30 protein-coding genes are annotated in these 24,182 nt (G+C 38.4%); 2 read left to right on the forward strand and 28 right to left on the reverse strand.

Annotated elements, in window-relative coordinates:
* Window positions 1-4 precede the first annotated feature (4 nt).
* Window positions 5-1,309 carry a DUF6531 domain-containing protein gene (locus SANK73390_RS21150; RefSeq protein ID WP_462768296.1) on the reverse strand — a complete coding sequence of 435 codons (1,305 nt, stop codon included), beginning with the start codon at window positions 1,307-1,309 and terminating at the stop codon, window positions 5-7.
* Window positions 1,310-2,076: 767 nt separating this feature from the next.
* On the opposite strand from SANK73390_RS21150, the gene SANK73390_RS21155 reads away from it, so the two are divergent.
* The gene (locus tag SANK73390_RS21155) at window positions 2,077-2,661 is read left to right on the forward strand and encodes a hypothetical protein (protein WP_462768297.1); all 585 of its coding nucleotides are present in this window, start codon (window positions 2,077-2,079) and stop codon (window positions 2,659-2,661) included.
* Between the two features lie 54 nt (window positions 2,662-2,715).
* On the opposite strand, the gene fliP is transcribed toward SANK73390_RS21155, so the two are convergent.
* From fliP to SANK73390_RS21285, 26 genes are all read right to left on the reverse strand, one after another.
* On the reverse strand, window positions 2,716-3,453 hold the full coding sequence (gene fliP, locus SANK73390_RS21160) for a flagellar type III secretion system pore protein FliP (RefSeq protein WP_462768315.1): 738 nt from the start codon (window positions 3,451-3,453) through the stop codon (window positions 2,716-2,718).
* Window position 3,454: 1 nt separating this feature from the next.
* Window positions 3,455-3,748, reverse strand: a complete 294-nt coding sequence (locus SANK73390_RS21165; RefSeq protein ID WP_261591526.1) for a hypothetical protein — start codon at window positions 3,746-3,748, stop codon at window positions 3,455-3,457.
* Complete coding sequence (locus tag SANK73390_RS21170) at window positions 3,741-4,058, reverse strand: FliM/FliN family flagellar motor switch protein (RefSeq protein ID WP_462768298.1); 318 nt, start codon at window positions 4,056-4,058, stop codon at window positions 3,741-3,743. The genes SANK73390_RS21165 and SANK73390_RS21170 overlap by 8 nt, the downstream gene beginning before the upstream one ends.
* Window positions 4,059-4,799, reverse strand: coding sequence for a FliM/FliN family flagellar motor switch protein (locus tag SANK73390_RS21175; protein WP_462768299.1), 741 nt, complete (start codon window positions 4,797-4,799; stop codon window positions 4,059-4,061).
* The gene (gene flgF, locus SANK73390_RS21180) at window positions 4,799-5,977 is read right to left on the reverse strand and encodes a flagellar basal-body rod protein FlgF (RefSeq protein WP_261591523.1); all 1,179 of its coding nucleotides are present in this window, start codon (window positions 5,975-5,977) and stop codon (window positions 4,799-4,801) included. Before flgF ends, SANK73390_RS21175 begins: the two co-directional genes overlap by 1 nt.
* Before the next feature lie 12 nt (window positions 5,978-5,989).
* On the reverse strand, window positions 5,990-6,406 hold the full coding sequence (locus SANK73390_RS21185; protein WP_261591522.1) for a flagellar hook assembly protein FlgD: 417 nt from the start codon (window positions 6,404-6,406) through the stop codon (window positions 5,990-5,992).
* Window positions 6,396-7,280 (reverse strand): hypothetical protein, encoded by an 885-nt coding sequence (locus tag SANK73390_RS21190; protein ID WP_462768300.1) that lies wholly within the window; start codon window positions 7,278-7,280, stop codon window positions 6,396-6,398. The genes SANK73390_RS21185 and SANK73390_RS21190 overlap by 11 nt, the downstream gene beginning before the upstream one ends.
* Window positions 7,273-7,725, reverse strand: a complete 453-nt coding sequence (locus tag SANK73390_RS21195) for a hypothetical protein (RefSeq protein ID WP_462768301.1) — start codon at window positions 7,723-7,725, stop codon at window positions 7,273-7,275. The genes SANK73390_RS21190 and SANK73390_RS21195 overlap by 8 nt, the downstream gene beginning before the upstream one ends.
* A complete protein-coding gene (locus tag SANK73390_RS21200; RefSeq protein WP_462768302.1) occupies window positions 7,715-9,037 on the reverse strand; it encodes a FliI/YscN family ATPase in 1,323 nt (440 codons plus the stop codon). The genes SANK73390_RS21195 and SANK73390_RS21200 overlap by 11 nt, the downstream gene beginning before the upstream one ends.
* A complete protein-coding gene (locus SANK73390_RS21205) occupies window positions 9,030-9,776 on the reverse strand; it encodes a FliH/SctL family protein (RefSeq protein ID WP_462768303.1) in 747 nt (248 codons plus the stop codon). Before SANK73390_RS21205 ends, SANK73390_RS21200 begins: the two co-directional genes overlap by 8 nt.
* On the reverse strand, window positions 9,776-10,135 hold the full coding sequence (locus SANK73390_RS21210) for a hypothetical protein (RefSeq protein WP_261591517.1): 360 nt from the start codon (window positions 10,133-10,135) through the stop codon (window positions 9,776-9,778). The genes SANK73390_RS21205 and SANK73390_RS21210 overlap by 1 nt, the downstream gene beginning before the upstream one ends.
* Window positions 10,125-11,510: a flagellar M-ring protein FliF C-terminal domain-containing protein gene (locus SANK73390_RS21215; RefSeq protein ID WP_261591516.1), complete on the reverse strand. Its 1,386-nt coding sequence runs from the start codon at window positions 11,508-11,510 to the stop codon at window positions 10,125-10,127. Before SANK73390_RS21215 ends, SANK73390_RS21210 begins: the two co-directional genes overlap by 11 nt.
* A 14-nt stretch (window positions 11,511-11,524) precedes the next feature.
* Window positions 11,525-11,821 carry a flagellar hook-basal body complex protein FliE gene (gene fliE, locus SANK73390_RS21220; protein ID WP_462768304.1) on the reverse strand — a complete coding sequence of 99 codons (297 nt, stop codon included), beginning with the start codon at window positions 11,819-11,821 and terminating at the stop codon, window positions 11,525-11,527.
* 1 nt (window position 11,822) lies between these two features.
* Window positions 11,823-12,224, reverse strand: coding sequence for a flagellar basal body rod protein FlgC (locus tag SANK73390_RS21225; protein ID WP_261591514.1), 402 nt, complete (start codon window positions 12,222-12,224; stop codon window positions 11,823-11,825).
* Complete coding sequence (locus tag SANK73390_RS21230) at window positions 12,224-12,595, reverse strand: hypothetical protein (protein WP_261591513.1); 372 nt, start codon at window positions 12,593-12,595, stop codon at window positions 12,224-12,226. Before SANK73390_RS21230 ends, SANK73390_RS21225 begins: the two co-directional genes overlap by 1 nt.
* 9 nt (window positions 12,596-12,604) lie before the next feature.
* Window positions 12,605-13,723, reverse strand: coding sequence for a flagellar basal body P-ring protein FlgI (locus tag SANK73390_RS21235; RefSeq protein ID WP_462768305.1), 1,119 nt, complete (start codon window positions 13,721-13,723; stop codon window positions 12,605-12,607).
* Between the two features lie 2 nt (window positions 13,724-13,725).
* On the reverse strand, window positions 13,726-14,292 hold the full coding sequence (locus SANK73390_RS21240; RefSeq protein WP_462768306.1) for a flagellar basal body L-ring protein FlgH: 567 nt from the start codon (window positions 14,290-14,292) through the stop codon (window positions 13,726-13,728).
* The gene (gene flgA, locus SANK73390_RS21245) at window positions 14,279-15,142 is read right to left on the reverse strand and encodes a flagellar basal body P-ring formation chaperone FlgA (protein ID WP_462768307.1); all 864 of its coding nucleotides are present in this window, start codon (window positions 15,140-15,142) and stop codon (window positions 14,279-14,281) included. Before flgA ends, SANK73390_RS21240 begins: the two co-directional genes overlap by 14 nt.
* 94 nt (window positions 15,143-15,236) lie before the next feature.
* A complete protein-coding gene (flgG, locus tag SANK73390_RS21250; protein WP_462768308.1) occupies window positions 15,237-16,013 on the reverse strand; it encodes a flagellar basal-body rod protein FlgG in 777 nt (258 codons plus the stop codon).
* 2 nt (window positions 16,014-16,015) lie between these two features.
* On the reverse strand, window positions 16,016-16,687 hold the full coding sequence (locus tag SANK73390_RS21255; RefSeq protein WP_462768309.1) for a flagellar basal body rod C-terminal domain-containing protein: 672 nt from the start codon (window positions 16,685-16,687) through the stop codon (window positions 16,016-16,018).
* A 2-nt stretch (window positions 16,688-16,689) separates the two neighbouring features.
* On the reverse strand, window positions 16,690-18,762 hold the full coding sequence (gene flhA / locus SANK73390_RS21260; RefSeq protein WP_462768310.1) for a flagellar biosynthesis protein FlhA: 2,073 nt from the start codon (window positions 18,760-18,762) through the stop codon (window positions 16,690-16,692).
* Window positions 18,763-19,815: an EscU/YscU/HrcU family type III secretion system export apparatus switch protein gene (locus SANK73390_RS21265; RefSeq protein WP_462768311.1), complete on the reverse strand. Its 1,053-nt coding sequence runs from the start codon at window positions 19,813-19,815 to the stop codon at window positions 18,763-18,765.
* A gap of 2 nt (window positions 19,816-19,817) precedes the next feature.
* A complete protein-coding gene (locus SANK73390_RS21270; RefSeq protein ID WP_261591505.1) occupies window positions 19,818-20,564 on the reverse strand; it encodes a flagellar biosynthetic protein FliR in 747 nt (248 codons plus the stop codon).
* A 32-nt stretch (window positions 20,565-20,596) separates the two neighbouring features.
* Complete coding sequence (locus tag SANK73390_RS21275) at window positions 20,597-20,860, reverse strand: flagellar biosynthetic protein FliQ (protein WP_261591504.1); 264 nt, start codon at window positions 20,858-20,860, stop codon at window positions 20,597-20,599.
* On the reverse strand, window positions 20,850-21,998 hold the full coding sequence (locus SANK73390_RS21280) for a tetratricopeptide repeat protein (protein ID WP_462768312.1): 1,149 nt from the start codon (window positions 21,996-21,998) through the stop codon (window positions 20,850-20,852). The genes SANK73390_RS21275 and SANK73390_RS21280 overlap by 11 nt, the downstream gene beginning before the upstream one ends.
* 124 nt (window positions 21,999-22,122) lie before the next feature.
* Window positions 22,123-22,611 carry a hypothetical protein gene (locus SANK73390_RS21285; RefSeq protein WP_462768313.1) on the reverse strand — a complete coding sequence of 163 codons (489 nt, stop codon included), beginning with the start codon at window positions 22,609-22,611 and terminating at the stop codon, window positions 22,123-22,125.
* A gap of 100 nt (window positions 22,612-22,711) precedes the next feature.
* Here SANK73390_RS21285 and SANK73390_RS21290 point away from each other — a divergent pair, with 100 nt between their 5' ends.
* Complete coding sequence (locus tag SANK73390_RS21290) at window positions 22,712-23,017, forward strand: hypothetical protein (protein ID WP_261591501.1); 306 nt, start codon at window positions 22,712-22,714, stop codon at window positions 23,015-23,017.
* A 16-nt stretch (window positions 23,018-23,033) separates the two neighbouring features.
* Here the strand turns inward: SANK73390_RS21290 and SANK73390_RS21295 are convergent, their stop codons facing one another.
* The gene (locus tag SANK73390_RS21295) at window positions 23,034-23,750 is read right to left on the reverse strand and encodes a sigma-70 family RNA polymerase sigma factor (protein ID WP_462768314.1); all 717 of its coding nucleotides are present in this window, start codon (window positions 23,748-23,750) and stop codon (window positions 23,034-23,036) included.
* Between the last annotated feature and the right edge of the window lie 432 nt (window positions 23,751-24,182).

Genomic DNA, 24,182 nt, shown 5'->3' on the forward strand with positions numbered 1-24,182 from the left:
TCTGTTACTTGGAAAGTGTCGTTTTTTGTTTTTCTAGACTAAATATTAAGCGCTGCTGAGCATCATACACATAGCGGCTTTCATCATCATTGCGGATTTCTAAAACCAGTTGGTTATATTCGTTGTACTGACGCGTAATTTGACTATCACTACTTTGCTCTTTAGTTAAATTACCACGCTCATCATAAGTATATTCAGTGGTACGCCCTAAGCCATCGGTAACGTGTTTTAACTTACCAAGTGCATTCCCTGAGCTATGGTAAACATACTCATTACGAATGATTTGATTATTAACTGCCTGCTCTTTACCAACTAAACGCTGCTTATCGTCGAAGAAGTAATCAACATAATTGCCGCCAATGCTTACTCGTGTATGATTCTCACTTATGTATTGGTAACGGGTAATATGACCTTCACCATTTGTGATAGTGTGAACACGGTAGTCATCACCATACGCCTCATAACCGATGCGCACCGAGGTGCCATCCGACTGGCTAACCGTGCGTACACGGTTGCTATCACCGTGGTAGGTGTAACGAGTTTCGTACACCTTGCCATCGGCAATTGCATTGTCATCAGGGGTTAAGTCTACTTTAACCGATGACAGGCGCTGGTTGCCATCATACCCATAGTACACGCGAGTTTGGGCATTGCTTGTGCCTGCTTGGGTTTGAATGCGCTCAAGTAACCCTTGGGCGTTATACTGGAGTGATGTTGTTTCAGTACCACTGTCTGTTTTAGTGGTAATATGACTTGCTCGGTCTTGTGCATAGGTAATTGTTGTTTCATGGTCTTGTTGGCTGAGCATCGCTGTTAAGCGACCTTGTGTATCGTAACGCTCTAATTGGTTTTGACCATCAATATTCAGTGTGGCACTGCCATCGCTGCTCAGCGTTAACGTATCATGAGCATCACTGCCCGATGTGCTTACATAGTAGCCCTTAGCCGCATCATAGTTAAAGCGCTGAGCAAAGCCATCTGCCGTCACCCGTGTAACCACACTGCCCGCCTGGTTCTTTGTGCCTTCAAGTGAGATTGACTTTAAAAACCCTAAACGCCATTGGTCGTTATTTCCCAGCAAATTGTCACTATCAAAATGTCCCAAACTATTGTAGGTACGCATCACGCCCAAGCCTAAGCCCAGCCCTTTCACCTGTTCATCTTGATTTTGTAGAACTAAATTACCCGTGGCTGCATTAACAAATATATTCTCTGATGCTTGTCCGTGTGCCGCACGATTGCTTTGTCCCAAAAGTGAAGTTGAATTGTTGAAAAAACCGAGTCCTTCGCCTGAAATAACAGTTCCCATGGTGCGCCCTTTGCAGTTTATGTTTAGCTTTATATACCTCTTCCAAGATTTTTTCGAAATGTTTAATAAAAAGTGCTACTTTTTGTTCTTTTTTCCCATAAAAAATAAAATAATATAATTTTCAATGGCTTGTAGTTTTCAACTTCAAAATTAAAAACATTCATCGTCTATAGCCCTACATTAAAACCCTCACCAGTACCTGATGCACTTTTAACATCGTGTGCTTTAGTCAGCAGCAGCCGCTATTGTAACTAAGTACAAATAAAACAAAGAGATAAGCTGATTACCTCTTTGTTACTTTATAAATGAAAAATCAACAACTTCACAAAAAGCCCGTATTATTGGCATGATTTTATACGATGATTTTTTCAACCGACTTTTTCATAGCAAGTGTGAATCAACCTTTTTATTATTTAGGTTATGTCTAGAGCAATAGCTTTAATGTATTAGTGAAGGTAAAAGCCTAAATACGCTATGTATGTAAATGAGTTTAAAAAAACAAAAAACATGAACCTATACTCAAGTTTAAATATATCTCTGTAGCATAAGTTTATATATCTTAACGTTATAAAACGCATCTACAGGCATTAACAAACATCTACTAGATTGCTTCAAGGTAACTTAATTCGCTCATAAAATTAGGCCACTCAATACAACCACCAAAAGTACGTAATAAACAAACTCAGTTACCGAAGCTGCAATTTGCACATAGCCATAAAACAAAAATTCAATTATGATAGGTGAACGATTGAACAAAGAATTTAGTCATGGAAACTTCAGAAGAATTGATACTAACAAGCATAGAAGAGTTAATTAACGATTTTCCTAAAATTATAGAAAACCAGCAATATGATAAAATATCAGAATTAATAAAGCTGCAACCACACAGCTTTGAATTGCACTTTTTAGACGGCTCATATCATGCTGAACATGGTGTTTACAAGCAAGCAAAAGATGCGTTTATACTCAGTATAAATATTAACCCCAATTTTAACATATCACGATTTCAACTGTGTTTTCTTGCAGTTATCAATCAAGACTTAGATACATTTAACACCTATATAGAACCGCTGCTTGAACTAAACAGCAATAACTATCTGGCTCTTTTTGCAAATGCACTTGTTAATATACTACATGACAATATAGAGCAAGCAAAAAGCGACCTCAGAGACGGTATGCTTTTAAATGACGAAAACTTATCACTGAATGAGAGTATGAATAAACTTTTATCTCTCATTAGCGAAGATGCTGAAAGTAGTAATAGTGAAACACAAGAAAATGTTACAGAAGATGAACTTAATAGCTCGACAAACTCTGTATTATTAGATATTTATAAAAATAAGTTTAATTAAGAATTAACAACCAAGTATAGAGCTATCTACTCTACACTTGGTTAACTTATAGTACTATGTAAAACTACTGACTAAAGATTGTGATATTAACGACCACCCGTCAATTAATACAAACAGCATTACTTTAATAGGTAATGCGATAGAGATCGGAGGTAGCATTATCATACCCAAAGACATTAATACACTTGCCACTACCAAATCAATTAATAAAAATGGTATAAATATAACAAACGCAATTTTAAATGCCGTTGTTAATTCACTAAGCAAAAACGCTGGCACCAAGTAACTAAATGAAACCTCTTCAATACTTTTTGGCGGCTCTTTCTTTGCCATCTCAAGTATTGCTGAGAAGTCTTCTTCTCTAGTTTGGGATACCATAAACGCCTTCATATGTTTGCCACCATTATCCAGCGCAGTTTCTAAATTAATCGTATCACTGACGTAAGGGCGAACAGCTTCACTCTCTACCTTCTCCCAAACGGGTAACATAGTATAAAATGTTAAGAACAAACTTAGCGTAATAATAATAATGTTTGGGGGGGTTTGTTGTAACCCTAGCGCATGTCGTAGCATCGATAAAACAATGACTATTCTTGTAAAGGCAGTCATCGCAATCAACATGACCGGAATAAACGATAATAATGTTAAGGTAAGGACAGTTTTTAGCTCAGGTGCTAAACTGTCGAGTAGACCAGAGTTAGTTACTTCCTGTAGTAAGCTCGTCTGTGTACTCTCAGTGACTGCATATGCTTGGGGGAAGCAGCCAAGAAGTATGAACAAAAAGCTAATCATTTTACCCAATTTGCTCTACCTCTTTAATTAGTGTTTCGCCATGTAATTCAATAACGCCAAACTTCGATTCAAGCACAACATACTTCTTATCGTCTGTACACAATTCATAAACCACGCTTTGTTGGCTAAGCCTTGTTTTACTTAAAACTCTTACACCTTCATGCACTTCATGACTTTTTACATAGACAAATTTTAAATATATATAAACCGCAACCAGAAGCAAAGACACGACAGCTAATATGATTAACTGAAATTCACCCACAGCTTCTGATTGCCTAAACTGAAGTTCATTCATCTGTTAAAACCGGAACATCCGTTATTTCTACACCAAATTTCCCTTCAGCAGCCACAAGTCGACCCAATGCAACTACATTACCGTTTAAACAAAGTTTGATAGTATCTTGCGTGCTTTGCTGAAGTTTAACGACTTCGCCAGCTTCTAAAGAGTACAACTTATCTAAAGAGATTTCCGTATCTCCAACTATACATTCAAGTTCAACTTGCACGCCTTTTAAGACTCGCTTGTCTAAACCAGAAAACACCTTTGTACCTGTTCCGTTATCTTTTGCTACTTCTGTAAACTCTACCGGTTGAACGTCTTTCATTTACGACTCCAAAAATATAATTGCTTTACTATTATCACGCTCGACTAAATAGCCTGATGCCACATTATCTGCTTGGTTAACACCGACAGGGATTGGTTTTTCAACTTCCTGCTTAAGCATAATGACATCACCTTGTTTTAAACACATAACATCCACAAAGTTAACAGGTTCAGTTTTTAGTGATACGCGCATTGGCAGCAAACTGTATTTTGCAGCTTGCTTCAGTGGGCTTACAACCTTCTTATTTTGATCGCTACTAGATGACTCTAACCACATCTGAATTACATCAGCAGTTAAGTAAACAGACAGTGAAGCCTTTTCCGATGTCAGCTGCATCATAATAACTGGCTGTTGCTTACAATTTTTAACCGGGCTATTAATAGCAAACCCAGCAAAAATTTTATTACGTAAATCAAAATACACATTATCGATTGGATCTGTATCTAATGTTTGCAGCAAAACCTGCATGGTATTTTCATTACAGTTAAACATTTGCTGTAATAATATTTGCTCGCTTGATGCTGTATCTGCATAAATGCTAATACCTGATTCATGCATATCTTCCATTTGACTTTGTGTAAGCGAAAGTGCACAAAATAGCTGTTCGTTAAAAACTATATTTACGTCAAACTTGCAGCTGCTAAACCACGTTTTTTGCCATTTGCTGACTTGTTTATTTAACAAACTAGTTATGGCCAATCGTGTTTCTTTATCAAATACACCCGCACTCAAAACTGACATTATCGGCCTCTAGTATTCTCATATAGCTGCTCTAGCAACTGGTTTGATACATTAAGCAACCTTGAACTTGCTTGATAACCACGCTGAATGACTAACATGTCTGCAAATTCACGCGATAAATCAACGTTTGATAGCTCAATACTCTTTCCTGCGATACCACCCAAGCCAGCAGTGCCTGCCTTGCCAAAAGTAACCCCAGAGTTTCCTTGTGCAATAAACATATTACCATTAACGAGCTTTAGAGAACTTTCGTCTTTAACTTGTGCTAACGCTAAAGATGGGCCTTTCACAGTCTCCCCGTTGCTATATTTTAATGCCAAAGAGCCATCCGATGAAAATTCAATACTTGTTAGAGACGCAACCGCAGACCCATCCTTAACATCTGCCTTAAGTGTTGAGGTTTCCCCTGTATCCATCGATGTTGACTGAGAAAAGTTTGATGGGCTGCCTAATGCAAAAGTCACCGCAGCACTACCGCCCATTGAATCTTCAATATTAACTGAAAATGAAGCTTCTCCTTGTTTAGGTGTACCATCAGGTCCAAAAGTAACCTTAGATGTTGAAAGAACAACACCAGGAGCTGACGATTTACTTACATCAACACTCCATTCACCCGTAACTGTGGTACTTTTTGTGAACTTCAATGTCAATTCAATTTCTTCACCCAGCTTGTTAAAAACTTTTACACCTGATATTTCATGAGATGAAGCACCACTTGACAAGTTACCGCTTAATTCAACAGATGTAGAAGCTTTAGGTGCTTGCATTTTTAGACTGCTAATATCAAATTCTGACATAGCGCCAGTATCACTTAAACTCGCAACACTTAGCCCACTATTTTTATCAACAAGAATACCTTCACTATTAAATGTGAATTGTCCAGCACGAGTGAGATACTGTTCATTATCTTGCAACAAAGTAAAGAAGCCTTGACCACTAATCGCAACGTCTGTTGCATTTCCTGTTTGCTTGATATCTCCAGGAGTAAACCGGTACCCTAAACCAGATATTTGCGTGCCAATACCCCCATTACCCTCACCGCCGCTCAAGCTGTCATAAAATGTATCAGCAGCTCGAAAACCTGGGGTATTCATATTCGATATATTATTACTCACTGTATCTAGGTTTTTTGAGAATGAAAGCATTCCCGAAAGCCCGTTAAAGAAGGCTTGAAACATAATTAACTCCCGTTATTGTTGTACCACAGTCACTCGACTTAACGATACCTTATCGATAAAGCTACCTTCAGCACTTTTTATTGTTAATGTTGGTCCATTCGCGTCGTAGTGAACAGCTTCAATGGTGCCATTAAACTCAGAGCCCGATTGCAAATTAACTTGCACGGTTTTTCCAAGTAAATTTAATGCCTGATTCGATGAGTTCATCGATAGCAGGCTTTGTAACTTGTCATTAGATTGACGCGTTTGTTCCAGCGCAGAAAACTGTGCTAACTGTGCTAAAAACTCTCTATTATTTAACGGCTCTAATGGGTCTTGAGAATTGAGCTGGGCCAAAAATAGCTTTATAAATTCATCTTGAGAAACATTGCTGTTTTCATTAGTTGCATTAGTTGCCCCATTTACCTGACCAATGCTTTCAATTGCCATTGAGGCCTCCTTTTCTCCAAACAGTAACACCGTTAAAGCTATATTCTTGTATCTTGGCGAGCATTTCATCACTCGCTAATTGACTCATCCAAGACCTAATTGCATAGCTATGATCCTGACCACTAAAATAGTCTCTTGCTGATACTTTTAATTCATTTTGCTGCGTAGAAAACACATATAGTGCTTGTTCAGAGTGAGTTTGATAGCGTAAATCAAAAAACGGTTTTACAATCTCAACAGCACTTTTATTACTTACTTGCCCACGAACCTGCTGGTATAAAGCGCGACCATAGGAACTCGCTTGCATTAGCTTAAAGCTTTGCGATTGCTCAGCTTTAGCTTTAACACTTGTTTGTAATATGTGTTTTTGCATTGGTAAAGAAGGGGAATTTGCGGTTCTCACTTGCTGAATATCAGCCACTTCACTGGCAGTTTTAAGTTGTGACAAATATCCTGTTGCCAATCGTCCCCAAGACACAGTAACTTTAACTTCGGTTACCGAGGTTTGGCCTATACTTTGCGTTTGAGTGAAGAACGTTACCGCATTATTAGTCAGGTTGACTTGCTGCTTATCGCCACCGGTTTCTGTGTTGTCTGGTTGCTTGCCAAGAACTTGTCCTGAAAATAGCAATGTCAAACTATTTTGCAGTTTACTTTCTAAACTTTCTTGTTGGCTATCAATTTGCCATTGTTCTGGTGGTCTCGACGGAGAAAAGATCACCCCATTTTTTTTACTGTCTGCGAGGTAAGACGTATTTGGTACACTTAACAACTCCAAAAACTGCGAGTCTAAGCTGTTTTTATTATTTGGCTGGCCTGTACTCCTGCCATCTAGCGACTTTGTGTTAAAAGCTGAAACTAAACTGTCAAGCACGGTGCTTCCCTCCCATATTGATAACCCATAGCTGCTCCAATTGTTTATCTTGTGCTTTATGCAACCTCTGCAGCTCCTGCAACTCAAATTTACCTGCTTGGTTGTCTATGACTTTTTGTTTAAGCTTAAGTAATTTCAACTCTTGCTCCAACGTTTCTCGTTCCAGCTTAAGCTCACTTATACGCTCGCTCAATTGAGACATAGTACGAGTTAAAGACGCTACATGATTCAAAGTAGCTTGATGCATCTCTGGGATCACATTCGCTTTAAAGAAGTAATTGTTTGTCTCATCTAGTTTCTGAGCACAACTTTTATGCTGCGCTTGTACATCATCGATTCTCACAATTAACTCGTTAATCTGGGTTTGCTTAGTCATAAAACGATGCTCAAATAGCTGAGCATACTGCCCACACAAACGCGCTATTTTAAGGTTATTAGACATCATGCAACTCCAATTCATTTAGGCACTTAAACATCGTATCTCTATCAATGTGCTTATTTTTCGGCTGCTGTAAGAAGTCACAAATTGCCTGATAATTATTTTTTATATGTTGCGCATTAGAGTTTTCACCTTCAACCATGCCAATTTCAAGCAGCTCTTTATTATCTTCATAGTTGAGCCATGCTTTGCGCACTTTAAGTAATGATTCTCGTTGTTCAACTGTCGATAAATCTGTAAATAATCGACTAACAGATTTTAAAATATCAATGGCTGGGAAATGATAGCGTTCAGCTAATTGCCGAGTCAGTACGATATGACCATCCAAAATCGCACGTAGAGTATCTACAACAGGATCATTAAAGTCATCATTCTCCACCAATACTGTAAATATCGCTGTAATAGAACCGCGGCCTTTGAATTTTCCACAGCGCTCAACTATTTTAGGGATCGCAGAAAATACCGATGTGGTATAGCCTTTGAGTGTAGGAGGCTCGCCAATTGCTAACCCAATTTCTCTTAACGCCATAGCAAAACGCGTCATAGAATCAATGGTTAATAGCACTTCTTTGCCTTGTTGCGAAAAATACTCAGCCAAAGCCAAAGCATAATTAACTGACTGGACGCGAACTAACGGCGACTCTTGTGCTGTTGCAGCAATTACAATTGAATTTATGAGGCCTTCTTCACCTAATGTGCGAGACACAAATTCTTCAACTTCTCGGCCTCTCTCTCCGACCAACACAACGATGTTAATTCTGTCATCCGTCAATCTGTTTTTACATATATCGCTAAGTAGGCTGCTTTTACCAACACCACTGCCTGAAAATAAGCCCACCCTTTGACCCGCGCCCAATGTCAAAAATGTATCAATCGCCGTGATGCCTGTATCAAATACATCAGAAATTGGTTCCCTATCCAGCGGGTTAATTGGTGCAGAATCCATTTCTACGTCAACGGCTTCTTCAATTACACCTTTACCATCTATTGGTTTGCCAAATGCATCAATCACGCGACCCAAATAATTATCACCAACAGGCACCGTGACGTTGTGACCTAATGACACCACTTTACTTCCATACGTCACACCACGTAAGCTTTCAAACGGCAGAAGCAATACCTTTTGCTCTCTAAAACCAACAACTTGGCATAAAATTTCAGATTGGCCTGATTTTGGGTATATCTTACAAAGTTCACCAATGTATGTACCCGGGCAATTTGCCTCGACCACAAGTCCGATGGTCGTCACAACAAAGCCCTTACTCACTTGACCTTCAATGTTATCCAGTGTTTGCTTGAATAACTTTAAATTAGTCAATGTCAGTACTCCTTTTTAGCTGTGCTAAATTTCTGCACCATGTATGGAGTTTCTCACTAAAGTTTGTCTCAATATTGCCACTGGTCAATTCAAGTCGAGTATCCCCAATCGCTAGTTTTTTATCTTCTTTTATTAATACGTTTTCATGTATCGAAGACGAAAACTGACTCTCTAAATGCTTATGGACAAATTGATAATCCTCAGTACTCAAGCACAAGATCACGTGCTTTGTCACTAAGTACTCTTGTGTTGCTCTTTTCAACACCTGATCTAAATAGTCGCCTTTTTCTAGCCTTTCACCTAGAAGCCTAAAGACGGCAAGTGTCATAACGTCATAAATATCTTTATCCTCAAGCTGCACTTGCGGGGTTAGCTGGTTTACGCTCTCGATTAGCGACACTAATGTTTGTTGCTTCGTGTCGATTTCTTTTCTCATTTCATCATGTTCTAACTGAGCTTGCTTTTGAGCATCTTGTAAACCTCGCTCTCGACCTTCCTTAAAACCGCGTTCAGACTCTGTTTTAACAATGGTTTCAATATCCTGTTCAAACATTTCAACAATAAGCTGTTGCCTTTGCTTAGCATCCATATCCATCAATAAAGCTCTTACATCAGGCGTAGCATGAGCTTGTAAACCTGCAACACTGTGATAAGTTTGTTCAGTATTAGATTCGTCTATAGTCGAGACCACATCGGCATCAGTATTTGGACTATGATAAGTTTTAACGCTACCTATCATTACCGGCCCTCCTTGAGGCAAGTATTATGGGCCGAACGGTTCATTGACAAATGTTCATCTAGTAGTTTTCTTATACTTGGCGTCACCAGTTGTTCATTTGCTTTAACACGCTGTAAATATGCATAAACTTCGCTCGGAAGTTGCTCTATTTCAATATCCACTGGCTCATGTTCCGTTGAAAACTGTGCCAACAACTCTTTAGGGTTTTCAATACCAATCTGGTTTAAGGCCTTATATGCACTTTTTACTTGCCGACTGACTGTGGGGTTTAATTGACGTAATAACCACACTCTATCTATCCAACTCAACGTAGTAAGCTTCAGTGCTACCATTTTGACAGGATCATGTTTAGCGTGCATTACTAGCCTCCTGAGCCTCTAACCACTGTGATACTTCTTGCAACAAAGCTTGACGTTCTTTTTTTGGTAAACGACGTCGTCTAATAAGCACAGCCCCAAGTAGCAAAATACTTGCAGGCATAAGAATCAAAAGCGCCATCTGGAAAGATGTAAAATTCAACGCCCATTGGTTTGTTGCTACTGCTGATGTTTGAAGCTTAGTGTGTGGTTGTGTAACTAATTCTGGTTTTGAGTTTGCCACCTCTGCTGGAGGAGTATTTGTTAGGATAATCGGTTCAAAATATTCAATAGCGACCGTATCACCGCGCGCTTTATTCAAACCAGTAGCAGAGGCCAGCAAAGTCTTTAATTTAGCTATTTGTTGCTCCCCGACATTAGCAGTTAAAGCAACAGCAATACTGACTCTTTCAACATGACCTGCCAGCTGGGTGCTTTGTTCTGTTTTACTGCCAACTGAATATTCAAGCTCTTCATTTACCTGTAGTGAATTTGGTTCACTTTGCTCATCGTTGTTAGTTAAACCACGATTTGACGTTTTCTTACGAATGATAACGCCTTCACCACTTGGCCCTACAAGTAACGATTTCTCCACAGAACTCATCTTTTTATGACTCAATTCTACACTTGCAGATACGGCAAACTGTGATGGCATCATATAAAGCGCTAATAATTTTTCAACTTTTTGAATTAGTTGAGCTTCTTTTGCAGCGCTGCCAACTAATAATGCTTGCTCATCTGAATCAGCCGAACCACTTGACAACTGCTTTCCATGTTGCGAAAAAACGGTGACTTGTTCTGTATTTAAACCTTCAATAGCTGCTGCAACTAATGATTGCACCCCAGTTACATTGCGCCGTGTCATTTCATAACCTGGCTCGGCAAACAAAGTTACCGAGGCTTTTGCTGGTAAGCTGTCTGATGAAAACAGCTTTTTATCCGCCAAAGTTAGATGAACACGTGCGTAATTAATATACGAGAGCGACGATAGGGTTCTTTCTAACTCGCCCTGCATTGCGCGTTGAAACGTTACTTTTTGTGCGTGTTCAGTCATGCCGTAGTCGGTTTTATCAAAAAGCTCTAACCCGTGAGATAAAAAATTACTTCCCTGCGCTTGCTCTAATAACAGCTGACTCTTTCCAAGCTGTTCTTGATTAACTAATAATTCGCCACTAGACGTATATTTGTAATCCAGATTATTCTGCTCAAACTTTTCTATAAGCGCTGCTGACTGTTGAACATTATCAACAGGGATAGCTTGGTAGTTCGCTTTAACGACCCAAACAACAGCAAGTACCGTCAAAACAATGATTAAAGCGGCTGCTGCCATCATTGAACGCTTCTGTACAGGCGTTAATGTGGTAATTATATTTCCCATTTTTGAGTTCTCACCTAAATCTGCATTTTTGTAATTTCTTGATAAACATCAAGTAATTTATTTCTGACTTGAACAGCCATATTGAGCTCCAACCGCGCTTTTTCCATCGCAATCATAATTTCGTGAGACGGGATGCTTTCTCCCATTGCCACACGCTCTACGATACTGTTCGCTTCAACTAAATTACCATTGAGCTGTGCAACTTGATCTAACATAGTATCCATAAATACGCTCTGTGGTTGGGTTGAAACGAGTTCTGCCACATCACTAGTTTTAACCAGCTCAGTTGAGCCAATTGCTAAGACTTCCATACTATTTCCCTATTTCTAGCGCTTTAGAACTCATGCTTTTATACGCATTAAACGCTTTTACATTTGCTTCATATGCGCGTGTGGCAGTGTTAAGGTTGAGCATCTCAGTTGCTAAATTAATTTTCGGCGCATAAACATAACCCTGATCATTGGCAAGTGCATGCTCAGGTTTAAACTGTGCCTGTACCAAACTCGTTTGCATAAGTAACTGATCAGCTTGCAGCTCTATGCGCTGCGCAAACGATAAGTTATTTACTGCACTTGACAGTTGTTGAACCTTATAAACACCTTCAGGTGAGGATGCTACAGAGTTTGCATTGGCAATGTTCAAAGATGCCGCCTGTAACTTTGCACGTTCAACTGCCATGCCCGACATACTTATAGCGTAAATATCATGTGCCACTATCGCTTTCCTCCTGATATCGCGAGATTCATTAATCCCAATTTTCTATTTAATACTTCAGCTAGCTTTCGATAACTACCAGACGCTTTCATTGACAGCGCCACCTCTTCATCAAGTGTCGCCTTCTTATGGCTTTGCTGTATATAGCTGGATTCTACTTCTTGCCACTGAGACGATAAGTTTGAAATCACTTGCGCTCGTTGCTCTGCAGGGAGAGCGTTAACTTCTGCCAACAAGGTCGAAAAATCAGCGCGTTGAGAACCTGCATTAGAAATACTATGAGATGCAATATTTTCTAGAGCTAAGCGCTGCTGTGTAGCAGCAATATTCATTGATAATCTAAGCGCTTCTATAGATAATAAATCAGACATATTTTTCTCCTATTGAACCACTAACTCAGCATGCAATGCGCCGCTTTTCTTAAGTGCTTGCAAAATAGAAATAATATCTTGAGTTGATAATTTTAGTTTTTTAAGTGCGCTAATGAGCTCAGCAATACTCGTGCCTTGAGCATTTTGGTATAAAGCCTCATGATCTTCAGATACCGTGACTTCACTTGTTGGCGTCACTGTAGTTTGAATCCTACTACTTGGGTTAATTAGTACGCCATTAGGTTGAGAAACGTAAAAATCAGTGTCAATAGTTAGTTCAATTGAGCCATGGGAAATTACAACACCACCAATACGTATATTGGCACCTGAAACCAACGTACCAGTGCGCTCATTTATTACTACTTTTGACGCCACTTCTGGCACGACCCAAGCTTGTTGAATCAATGCAATTGCAGAGATCACAGACATACCTTCGCTTGGTGTAACCACTATTTTACCCGCATGTAAGGCTGTGACATCAAAACCTGTTGCCTTGGAAAGTGCTTTAACAATCCTGTCAGCTGTCACAAAGTCTGGATGCTTAAGCACTAAACTTAAAGTGCCGTCATCATTAACAAATTGGTTTTTAATTTCACGTTCAACAGTTGCTCCTTGTGGAATAAACCCAACCGTAGGATGATTTCGTTGTAACACACTTTGATTAGCTTCAAATTTGAAACCTCCAACCGCTAAGTTACCTTGTGCTAAAGCATAAACTTTGCTGTTCGCCCCCTTAAGAGGTGTCATGTACAACGTCCCGCCAGTGAGACTTCTTGCATCACCAATAGAGGAAACATGTACATCTAATTTATCACCGGGTTGAGCAAATGCAGGTAAATCAGCGGTCACTATAACGGCTGCAGCGTTTTTACTTTTTATATCATCCGTAGATAAAATCAGGCCAAAGCTTTCTAGCGTATTTTTAACAGATTGTAATGTTGCAAGGCTACGCGAGGAGTCTCCTGAGCCAGCTAAACCCACTACAATACCATACCCAACTAAAGCATTTTCACGAACCCCATCTACTCGAGCCAAGTCTTTAACTCTTACCGCTCCTGAACCACTTGCATAAACAGTTGCACAATAGAACATCACAAAGCAGGTTATTGCCAAACTTAATATGCGCATTCCTAAAATCCTAACCATGTAAATAATTGAGACAACATACCTTCAGACTCAGGCTCATCACCTGTGAAGTTAATTTTTGCATTCATAATTCGCGAAGAAAGTAGCGTATTGTTTGCCATAATATCGACAGCTCTTACACGACCTGATAATTCAATACTTTGTAACTCTCCATCAATGGTAATGTTCTGCGCACCCTGAATAACTAAGTTACCGTGCAAGTCAATTTCACTAACAATGGCTGTAATTTGTGCCTTAATATATCCATTACGACTAGTGATCGCGTCACCGCTATACTCTGCGCCAATGCCTAAGCTATGTGGCCAAGTACCTTGCGATGAACTGCCTGTAGCAGAAATTGACAAATCATTCGCATTGGACGTACCCGAACGGCTTTTTGCCTGTGCATTTTCAAGCACTATTACAGTTACTGTGTCACCAACTGACATTGCTCTTTTATCTGCTGTCAAAGAGTTAAATGCGCTTTCATCAAATAATGACGTGGCATAAAGATTCAGACTCAAAATTGCACATAGCACAATGACTAAGCCCTGTATTTTACTGTAAAACAACGACAACTCCTTTTTGTACAATTTTTGCTTTAATAGCCTGATTACTTGACTCAAGCATAATGTTGATCTCATCTTTCAATTGCCCTTCCCCCAATGCTTTCGCTTTTCCTGTGATAAACAAAGCACCGTCTTGCATCTTAAACTGCACTTGGTCACCTTGTTTTACTAATGGCTTTATCCTGGTATTGTTATTGTTAAGTACACTGCCAGACATTAGGTTTCTACTAACGATCAAGTCTTTTACTACCATTTTATGGTTAGGCAGTTTTAAATGATTAATACGGTGCCATTGCCATTGAATATCAGTTGCGCTTAATAAAGTATTTTTCTTCTTATCAACAACCAGTACAGGACTTAACCGTTCAAATTCAAGCAACATAACAATAGAAAACTCATAGCCATTATCTAAATCAAGCGTCAACCGTTGTTTGCTAAAGACTGTATTGGGCGCGTAACTTTTTACAGAGACCTTGCTAGTTTTATGTGGCACACATAATCGCTCTAAATCATCATGAAACTTCGCAGATACCAGCCGTATATGACTAGACTCTAGCCACAACTCAACCTGCCGAGCAGCAACCTGCTCGATTTCAAATTTTGGTAACTGCCAACATTGCTTTAGAAATACCTGACGTAATCCAGTCACCTTCCAATCAACACTCAAATTAGGTGCAATTGCTTTCACACTTTTAGTAATATCTTGTGAAGTCAATCGATTAGCTAACCTTGGCCAAGTAATTTCAAGCGCTTTAACCTGATTAACTAAATGACTATTTGACCCTGAAACATCAGCGATACTTTCGATTAAAATGGTACCATTGCCTTGGTGCTGCATCTTATTTATACGCACAACTAAAGTAGGCTCCGCTGATTTAACTTTGGGTGATATAACGCATAACCCAATTAATAGATAGAACACAAAAACAGCAGAAAACCTCACAGCTCTAGCGCCTTAAGTTGTTAATAGTTTCTAGCACTTGATCTGACACTTGAATGATCCGAGCATTTAACTGATATCCTCGCTGAGCCAGCATCAAGTTAACCATTTCTTCATTCATTGATACATTCGATAACTCAGTAAAACCTTGTACTATCTGACCAACACCATTTTCACCTGGGGTGCTAAAATTAGGTTGTCCTGCCTGCTCAGTTGCACTATATAGATTATTACCCAAGCGCGTTAAGCCCTGTGGATTACTAAAATTAACGAGCTCTAATTGACCAAGTTCAACTAACTGTGTAGAACTGTCTACCCGAACTAAAACTGCACCACTTGAAGTAAAAGTAACACTGGTAACATCTGGTGGCAGTTGAATATTCGCACTTAACTTTTGCCCTTGAGACGATACTAGATATCCACTCTCATCAACTCGTAATCTACCCGCTCGTGTGTAGGCAAGTTCTCCATTTTGCGTTTCAACCGCCAAAAAACCATTACCATTAATTGCAATATCAAATGGATTACCCGTTTGCTTTAAATCGCCTCTTTCAAAGTTAACCATTTGCTCAGATATGGTTACACCAATACCTTGTGTTTGCGATTGCTCAGATAGCTGCGTGTTTTGCATACTTGGGTTTGTTTGATATACCAAATCCACGAAATTAACATCTGAGCTTTTAAATCCTGGCGTTGATACATTTGCAATGTTATTAGAAATAACCTCTATCAATTCCTGCTGCGAGTTCATCCCTGTTTCTGCTATATATAAAGCTTCTATCATTGTTATTTTCTTCCCAATTCATTAATTCCAGCATTCATCATTTGGTCATATGCAGATGCTGCTTTTTGTAAACTTTGCACGTGTCTATTCAAATTAATCATGTGTGTCATTTGTTCACCTGAGTCGACATTTGAGACATTAATCGAATTTGCTTTTATGCGGGTGTTTTGTACGTCTGTAACTGGCCCAGAAAATGAGTACAAACCACCTGACTGCCCAGCAATAACTTGACCAACTTCAACAATTTTTAGTTGTTCCAGTTGCTGGCCATCAATAAACACTTGACCTTGTTCAGAGACTGATACTTGTCCACTACCAACATTTATTGCTCCATTGTCTCCAACTAATCGTCCGCCTGACACATGAGTCAGCCAACCTTCAGACGATACATGAAAGCGGCCATAACGAGACAAAAACAGTTGCCCATGTTTTTCAATGACAAAGTAGCCCTGTGATGCAATCGCCCAGTCAAGATTACGATCGCTGTCTTTCAATGCACCATATTTTGAAGATATGTTTTGTTGAGCGACTGTTTGGTTGTTTCCTAATGCAACATCAAAAGACTGTATTGCCTGATAGCCAGGAGTATTAACGTTAGAAACATTTTGGCTCACTGCCTTTAAATGTGCGAGATCTCGCTCAATACCTTGTGCAATCGCTTCGATAACTGCCATAACTATGCTGCCTCCATACTTTTTCTACTACGCACTACACCTAAGTTTGTCACAGAAACAGCGGAAGGGATCTCTGAAATTGCCAACACATGTAGCTGAGGGATTACACGCTCTAACAGATGTCTTGTTGCTAGGCGAATCGGAGAGTGACAAACTAAGACAGCAGGTAAGCGCTTAGATATAGCCTGCTCAGTAAAGCCGGCTAACTGTTGGATAATTAGGTCTGTTAACTGTGGGTCTATCGCTAAAGAGCTATGCCCACTTTCGCTTTGCACACCAGAGATTAGCTGTTGTTCAACAATTGGTTCAAACGTAATAACATGCAACATATCATCATTATCTAACAAGGTTTGTACAATCTGAGCTTTAAGCTTTTCACGTACCTGCTCACACAAAAAATGTACTTCTTTTGATACTTTCCCTTTATCTACTAAACACTCGAGAATCATTTCAAGATTTCTAACCGACACTTTTTCTTTGAGTAGTTGCTGTAATACGTTTTGAATTTCAGAATAACTAAGTACGTTTGGAATAAGCTCATTTAGTAGGCTTGCCTGTGTACCTTCCAATCGGGATATCAATTTCTCAGTTTCAGCACGAGTTAACAACTCCCATGCATGAGATTTAATCATTTCGGTGAGATGAGTAAGTAAAGTGGTTTCCGCATCAACCACAGTATAACCCGCTCTTCGCGCATTATTTGATTGCTCTTGTGACACCCAACAAGCCGGTAAACCATAAGTCGGTTCTTTTGCCTTAGTGCCTTCAACTGCATCTAGCTTTCCTTTAGGGTCAATTGCCAAATATTTATCGAAATATAAGCTACCTCGCCCAACTCGAGAGCCTAATATGCGCAGCTCATAACATCCCTCTTTCAAACTTGGATCATCAAGCAAAAATAGCTTTGGTGCAATAATTCCAAGATCTCTTGTCAGCTGCTTCCTAAACGTTTCAAATCGATCGAATAAAACATCACCTTGTTCATGTATTGCATCCGCAATTTCAGCTGACACCCCTAATTCCAACGGCCGAATTGTTAGCATCGACTCAATGCTGTCTTCTTCTTTACTCAGTTCTATGTTTTTATCATTATCACCGCTTTGCTTATCATCTATCGTCTTTGAACGACGATAAGCGACAATACCAAGCGCAAGGAAAATAATACCAATAGACAACAACGGAATCACTGGCAAACCAGGCAATAGCATGGCACTAAACAATGCACATGCGACGATGAAAAGTGTTTTCGGTGACGAGGTTATTTGTCGCCCAAGTTCATCGCTTAAATTAGCGTCAGTGGCTGCACGCGTAATGATTATTCCCGTTGCTGTTGCAATGATCAATGAAGGGATCTGGGTCACAATACCATCGCCGACCGTGAGTAATGTGTAGGTCTGTAAAGCTTCTTCCCAACTCATGCCTAGCTGTGCAACACCAATCGTTAAACCACCAATAATATCTATAAGTATGATGATAATACCCGCTATCGCATCACCTTTTACAAATTTACTCGCACCATCCATAGCACCATAAAAGTTAGCTTCTTTCTCTATGTTTTCACGACGACTTTTTGCGGTATGCTCATCAATTAGACCCATATTGAGGTCAGCGTCAATACTCATTTGCTTACCAGGCATCGAATCAAGAGTGAACCTTGCGGCAACTTCAGCCACTCGCTGAGCCCCGTTGGTTACCACAACATACTGCACGACGATAAGAATAAAAAATACGACTAAACCGATGATATAATTACCACCCACAACAAAACTACCAATTGACGAAATAACTTGCCCAGCTTCTCCTTCATTTAAAATTAACCGCGTTGCAGAAATATTTAGGCCCAACCTAAATAACGTTGCAATCAGCAGCAAAGATGGAAAGGTAGAAAAGCTTAGCGGTTTATCTGTATAAAACGTAAGCATCAATATTAATAAGGCCAAACTAAAGTTGAGAATTAGTAATATATCTAACAATAGCGGAGGCACTGGTATAAACAGCATCATCAAAATGACGATTACTGCAATCACCAATAATAAGTCTTTGTTAGCCGCTAATATCGATGCGATCTTCTTCATTTATTTTATTCCTAATAACCATCGAAATATTGGGGCCAAATCGTCGAAACAATGTGCTGGAACTGGTTTATTCAAACGTGTTTCTTTATAAAGCTTTCTTGCTAATAGCTTATTTTGAATAGTTGGAACTGAGTAGCGACGTGCTTGAGAGCGAATTTTACCTGCAAGTTCACCTTTACCAACCGCCATGACCACTGGTGCAATCATTGTTAACTTGTCATATTTCAGTGCGACAGCAATATGGGTTGGATTAACAATAACGATGTCAGAGTCTTTAACCTGACTGAGTGCAGCGCTTTTTTGTAACAGCTCTTGTTGTATTTGCTTTTGTTTAGATTTTACCTCTGGGTCACCTTCGCGTTTTTTATGATCATCTTTTACTTCTTTACGGCTCATCATCATATTTTGCATAAAATCCCAACGATTAAAAATAATATCAAACAATACAAATGGAGCTGATAATAGAATAAAATATATACCAACCTTTATTAACATATTTAACCAAATGGAAGGTAAAATACTAACGGGAGATATCATTAACTCATATGCATACTCTATTAACGTTGAAGAAGAAAAATAGATAACCAATGTGAAAGCCAATAATTTAAAAACACTTTTTATTAATTCAAAAACTGTCTTTTTTGAAAATATCTTTTTCAATCCTGATGCGGGGTTTATCTTTTTAAAATCAGGTGTTATAGGAAATGAGCTCAAAACAAAACCTGTTTGAAATACATTTGAAAACACACCAAATAGCATAACAAAGCCAATTAGTGGAACAAAAATATAAAGCATTTCCATACTAACAAATCGGAACAGAGTTACTAAGGACTCCGATGTAAACGAAAAATCTGAAGAAATAAGAAATATACGTTTAAGTAGGCTTATAAACTGCATTGATATACTATCAAACAACATAGTAAATACAGATAAAAACACAATGCATGTTACAAGTAAGTTCAATTCTTGGCTTTTACTAACTTGTCCACGACCCTTTGCTTCTTTGAGCTTCTGTGGAGTTGGCTTTTCCGATTTATCTTGATCTTGCGACATAACTAAGACAACATCCCATTCCAAAAAATAAAGACCTGGTTAAATAAGCGTTCAAATATAAACTTACTATGCATAGTAAATAAGCCGAGCAAAAATAACCCTGAAAAAATTTTTAATGGGAGCATTACAAAATAAATATTCATCTGAGGCATAGTTCTTGATAACAATCCAATAAACATATCCAGGCACCACATTAAAATTATTACTGGGGCAAACATAAATAGCCCAACAGTAAACATGATCGTAATTAAAGAAGCAAAATTAGGTAATTTTAAATCAAATAATCCAGCACCCACTGGTAGAACTTCAAAACTAAATACAATGCCTTCAATTAATTTGTAATGCATACCAGAAACATAAAAAATACAAATCGCTGCGGCTAAAAAAATACTTCCTAACAATGGGTCTTGGCCCTTATTGGTTGGATCGATAACGCCAGCAGCCCCAAAACCTATTTGCATATCTAATACGCGGCCCCAAAATGTGATAGTGACAAATGCGAGTTGAAGCGTAAAAAATAACGCTAAGCCGACTAAAAACTCTCCGATAATTGAAACAATCCACTGCGTTGCTTGTACCTCTACTTGTTGCTCTATCAAAAAACAACAAACAATAGAAAATGCAATTAAGAGTACAACACGCACAAAACCAGGTATCCTTTGCAAAGGTCCATAACCACTAGATATAAAAAATGGCATCAACCTTGACATGACCAATACAAACTCACTTGCGATACCAGTTAGATCCATACGGCCCCAATCAACCCCTGCAACTAAATAGCTTAAAAGTTTTTAATGGACGATATAGTTTGAATCGTAAACTCTATCAACACATTTAGCATCCAAGGGCCTGCAATTGCCAGTACCGCAACAGATACAATTATTTTTGGCACAAATGTCAAAGTCATTTCTTGTATTTGTGTGACTACCTGAAAGACACTAATCAAAAGACCAACGACTAAAGTTGCCACTAGCAGTGGCATAGCTATTTGCAAAGCAACTTGAAACATGCTGCCCAGATAACTGATAACAACATCAGTGCTCATTATACTTCCCAGAGCGTTCAATTATTATTTTTATTGATTTTTCAATTAGTTGCAGATGCGTTAACTCATTCACATGACTTTTGGAGTTTAATATACGTTCAATCATTTGTTTCGCAGAAGCTTCATTCCCATTTTTAGCACTGAGCAACGACTGGGCATAATGAGCTGTAAAACTATTCGGGTCTAAACGTAGTGACTTTTTAATTAACTTATTTGCTTCATCGAGCTTTTCTCTATTAAGCTCAATAATTGCCAAGCCGGCATGTGAATCAGCAAAGCTCGGATTTAATTCAAGTGCACTTTGGAATTGTAATTCTGCTTTTTCTAGTTCATCGATAATTAAGTATGTCCAGGCTAATAAATGATAAGTACCTATATGATTTGGCATAAAAGTGACTGCTTTCTCAAATGCTATGACCGCATTATTATACTGCGCATGGTATAAATCTATTTGGCCAGCCAAGGACCAAACACGCCCAATATAGGGGTTAATTTGCAAGCATTTACCTACATATTTTTCAGCTAACGCGATTTCATGTTTTGCTAAGGCACATGATGCCAGTGCAAGCAGAGCATCTAGCTGATATTCAAATTCTTGTATTGCATTATTGGCGAATTCTTCCGCATGTTCGTAATTGCCAAGATCAAGCCAACACATTGCATACAAACCAAGTGCTTCGGCATTTACATGATTTGTTATGTACTTATCCAACACAAGCTTTGCTAATTCTATTTCTCCACTCATATAATGTGCCCGAGCACACAATGTGTAAGTCATAGCAAGTATTTTCGAATCTGCCGGAAAATTGCTAAATGTCTCAACGCAGCCATAAAAATTTGACTCTTTGAATTGAATTAGTGCGTTAAAATAAATGCACCACTGCGATAGTATTAATTGATAAGTTACTAGATGTTGTTTTGCAGATGCTGTTTGCCCACTCTGGATTAATAATTCGACTGCACTAGCATGAACAGCTTGAGATTTTATTTGATCAAATGGAATCTCAGAATAAGCTTTAGCATATGTTTCAAACTCTTTATGTTGAGAAATGCTAGTAAGTAGCTCCTGAAGTAACAGCTCATTTTTTTTATCATTTAACCAAAATGACATTAACTTTTCAGTTCTAGAAACATTCATTCTCTACTCACGTTTAGTCTCAAATCCATTTAGGCTGCGAAATGTACCAGATTTGTACCTCAGATCAATAGAAGCAACGCATTATTCGTAATTTTTTAGTGAAAAAATGTAAATTATAAATTTACTAGACTATGTGCGTCATACAGTGGCGAACGAAAGATGCTTTCCTAGTATCTTTCTTTAAATCACTAGCATTAGTATAAAAACTTGAGTAACTTTCACAAAAGTCTTCTTGTGCATTTGTTGATGCATAATTTGAAACAAAATACTGACTGTTTGGAAAAATATCATTCACCCAAGTTACTCGCATCCGACTAGGTAGAATATGATTAAACACATGATGACCAATCTCATGATAGAGAACATGATAGAAGTTTTCTTCATGAATGATTTTATGAATTGTAATAAATTTACTGGGTAATCGATTGTATTGCCCTATCACGTTATAGTTAATTGGCCTCGGATTCACATAACTGCGCTGAAAAAAGCGCTCTGGATCATAGACGATGTATTGCAAACCCTTAAGGTGGGCATTGGGCACTTTCGCAATTGCAGTTTTAATTTGATCATTTGAAACGACTGTTTGCTTACAAAAATCTTTTATATATAGCACAGTACCTTCTCCACGATGTAAAAATCTATACTTGCAAAACCGTGCAATACACGTAAGTTCACTTTATAATACGCACATAAAAACCACATAGAGGTTTACCATGCTCCCTCCAATAAATAAGTCAAAAGCTAACTTTGGTTATACCAGCGCTAAGCCAAAGGAAAAAAGCGATAAAACAAAAAAACAAGCAGTGTCTTCTTCCTACCTTTCAGATCCAGCCCCTCCTTTAAAAGGACAAATAAGACAACTGGTCTTTAGCACCTTAAAGCATAAGTTTGGTGATAAACTGGAAAATGAACCTGAATTTATAAAAATGGTTGATACTGTATGCGCTCAGATAGAGCCTAGTATTACAAATTCACGAGACTTACAAAATCAACTTGATAAACTTCTAAAGGGCAACTAGCACTTCAAAAGTTTAATTAACTTTCTTCCAGCATTTTTGCTACTTCTCTAAGCGCAATGTTTCGTAATTGACTAACTCGACCTAAAGATAATCCCAAAATATCAGCCACTTCTGTCAAACTTTTTTCAAAACGATAATGCAGTGATAATATGGCTCCTTTGGGTTCATCCAACCTTAACACCGCTGCCATACAACTAATTTTAAACTTTTCCATTTCATAGGATGAATAATAATGACCACCCAATCTAGTTTCTATAGCCTCTTCGTGTTCATATTCTAAAAGATACTCAAGTGCCAACTCTTCTATAGCGCCAACGAGCCCACTCGATGCAATTAAACCGTCTATTTTAGTGTTGCCATCGGGTGTTGAGCTGTATAACTTATTTTTATATGCGCAGTCATCTGAATATTTGAATACATGATTAAGAATGGCTCCACGTACCCTGTATTGTGCATAGCTTTTAAACTTTACTCCTTTATCCAAATCAAAACTATCCATAGCCTCCAGCAGGCCTATCATTGCATGCTGATAAAAGTCTTCTTTATCAGCACTGACTTTACATAAACGCTTTTGCCAACAAAGCGCTTCAATATCAGCCCACTGCTGATATTTTTCGTATAGGAAATGCCTCGCATTTTCACACTTTCGAATCTTCCAGTGTGACCACATTGTAATTTCTTGTTCGTCCATTTGCTCTAAATAACAATTGAATAGCTTAATAATACTAAACAACTACTGCTTATTCCCATGATAAATTACACTATATGATCGAGCGCTAACATTGTTTGATTAAGACTAAATCTGTCTTACTTATGTATCTAAAAATAACACAACCGCCCCACAATGGATACAGACAATTGACATAAACGCAATCAATCTAATGTTACTCTTTTGTTTTATAATACTTTTAATAATTCATTAATTTGCTAATCAGTCACTGAGAATTATGAATAAGTTTATTCGTTAAAACTCTAATGATTTACATTGAGAGCAGTATCAATCGCATTAAAAGAATGATTAGGTATTGCGATAGATAAATGGCTAAGTAATCAAGCAAAAATTCCGGTATATAGATATTCTGCACAAACTATTTTTATCGCATTTAATGAACCAATTAGCTCGCTAGAATGAGCTATTTTTTTATAAAAGAGATGTAATACCCCT

Source organism: Pseudoalteromonas sp. SANK 73390 (genome assembly GCF_054966645.1).